General features: G+C 52.7%; 1 protein-coding gene and 4 pseudogenes. 4 read left to right on the top strand and 1 reads right to left on the bottom strand.

Annotated features, from left to right (window positions below; genetic code table 11):
- From J9889_RS23275 to J9889_RS23260, 4 genes and pseudogenes are all read left to right on the top strand, one after another.
- Positions 1 to 145, top strand: a pseudogene (locus J9889_RS23275) (transposase); the annotation flags it as partial.
- 72 nt (positions 146 to 217) lie between these two features.
- A protein-coding gene (locus J9889_RS23270) for an IS3-like element ISAs22 family transposase (RefSeq protein ID WP_088821966.1) occupies positions 218 to 1,305 on the top strand; the annotation gives its coding sequence in 2 pieces (ribosomal slippage) (positions 218 to 470 and positions 470 to 1,305; 1,089 coding nt in all).
- Between the two features lie 38 nt (positions 1,306 to 1,343).
- Positions 1,344 to 1,694: pseudogene (locus J9889_RS23265) on the top strand (IS630 family transposase); the annotation flags it as partial.
- Between the two features lie 19 nt (positions 1,695 to 1,713).
- Positions 1,714 to 1,956, top strand: a pseudogene (locus J9889_RS23260) (ISAs1 family transposase); the annotation flags it as partial.
- A gap of 27 nt (positions 1,957 to 1,983) precedes the next feature.
- On the opposite strand, the pseudogene J9889_RS23255 reads toward J9889_RS23260, so the two are convergent.
- Positions 1,984 to 2,130 (bottom strand): annotated as a pseudogene (locus J9889_RS23255) (IS5/IS1182 family transposase); the annotation flags it as partial.

Raw genomic sequence — 2,130 nt, 5'->3', positions numbered from 1 at the left:
TGCCAAGGATGCGCTTCAGTTGGTCACGGCTTACGATACCGAAAATGGGCTGGTGTTAAGCCAGAAAGCAACCCCTAACAAGAAGGGGGAAATCGAAACCGTCAAAGATATGCTGGACATTCTTGAGCTAAAAGGAGCCGTTGTCAGGTAATCCCCCCGAAAAACTGAGGTGCTCATAAGTAGAATTTTCTCGTATCTTGAACGCAGGAGGTTCTACATGAAAACATCACGCTTTAGCGATGCACAGATCATCGCCATCCTCAAGCAGGCCGAGTCTGGTTCACCCGTCCCTGAGCTCTGCCGTGAGCATGGCATCAGCTCCGCCACCTTCTACAAGTGGCGCTCCAAATTCGGTGGCATGGATGCCTCTCTCATGGCGCGCCTCAAAGAGCTGGAAGAGGAAAATCGTCGCCTTAAGAAGATGTATGCCGAGGAGCGCCTAAAGGCTGAGATCATCTCCGAGGCGATGGCAAAAAAGTGGTGACGCCATCTGCCCGCAGGGAGATGGCGACCAAGGCTGTGGCTCATTACGCCATTTCTATCCGTCTGGCTTGCCAGGTGTTCAAGGTGAGCGAGGGTTGCTACCGTTATCAGCCCGTGCTGGCTGATGAAAACCAGGAGATTGCCGACTGGCTACTGCGCCTCACCGCCAACCAGCGCAACTGGGGTTTCGGACTGTGCTTCCTGTACCTGCGTAACGTCAAAGGCTTTGGCTGGAACCACAAGCGGGTCTACCGGATCTATCGGGCGCTAGAGCTCAATCTGCGGATAAAACCCAAGAAGCGGCTAGTACGCGCCAAGCCGGAGCCGTTGGCAGTCCCTGACCAACCGAATCACTGTTGGTCGATGGACTTTATGCATGACCAGCTCAGCGATGGTCGTTCGGTGCGGTTGTTTAATGTGATCGATGACTTCAATCGCGAAGCACTGTGCATCGAGGTGGATTTTTCCTTGCCTGCCTCGCGAGTCAAACGGGTGCTGGAGCAGGTCATCGAGTGGCGGGGCAAACCAGCCGCAATCCGCTGTGATAATGGTCCGGAATATATCAGCGAAGAGCTCAAGCAATGGGCGCAGCAGAAGAGGATTGCGCTGAGGTATATCCAGCCAGGCAACCCGCAGCAGAATGCCTACATAGAGCGATTTAACCGCACTGTGCGTTACGACTGGTTGGGCCATTACCTGTTTGAGTCACTGAATGAGTTACAGGAATTTGCCACGAACTGGCTGTGGGTTTATAACCATGAGCGGCCCAATATGGCGCTGGGCGGCTACACGCCGAAACAGCGCTTGGCACAGGCCGCATGACCTCTACTTTTGAGTGCTCCAAAAAATGGGGGGATTACCACGTCAGCGGGATCAAGAAAAACTCATCGCTGTTTATTGCCATGCTGGAAAAGCTGCGCCACCACTACCGACGAGCCAAAACCATCACGTTGATCCTCGATAACTACATCATTCACAAAAGCAAACAGACCGAGCGATGGTTGAAGAAGAATCCCAAGTTCTGCCTGGTGTTCCAGCCAGTTTACAGCCCTTGGGTTAATCACATAGAACGGCTATGGCACAAGTTACATGAAACCATCACGCGCAATCATCAATGCAGAGGGATGGCAAACCTGCTGGCCCGAGTGAAACACTTCATGGATACCGTGTCTCCTTTCCCGGGGAATGGCTATGGCACAGCGAAGGTGTAGCACTATTGGGATCAGTTATTTAGGGCACTATATACGGCAGCACTGGCGGATAGAGAACAGCCAGCATTACATTCTTGATGTGGTGTTCAACGAGGATGCTTCCAGGATAGCGATGGAGGATGCGGTCGAGAATATGGCGCTATTCCGGCGGTTCGTATTGAATATCGTAAAACAGAGCAATTGTGGTGCTCGAAGTCAGAGAAACAAGCTAAAAAGAGCCGGCTGGAATGACGACTATCGGGCTCAGTTATTCTTTGGTTAAAATATCAACAAAGTGTGCTCCCGCCCTGACCTTGGCCCGGATGCTGGCTTTCATGTATTCGATGTTGATGGCCGTTTTGTTCTTGCGTGGATGCTGTTTCAAGGTTCTTACCTTGCCGGGGCGCTCGGCGATCAGCCAGTCCACATCCACCTCGGCCAGCTCCTCGCGCTGTGG

Source organism: Aeromonas sp. PrichA-15 (assembly GCF_017939245.1).
Lineage (GTDB): Bacteria > Pseudomonadota > Gammaproteobacteria > Enterobacterales > Aeromonadaceae > Aeromonas > Aeromonas caviae.
This window is presented reverse-complemented; position numbering and strand designations above follow the sequence as displayed.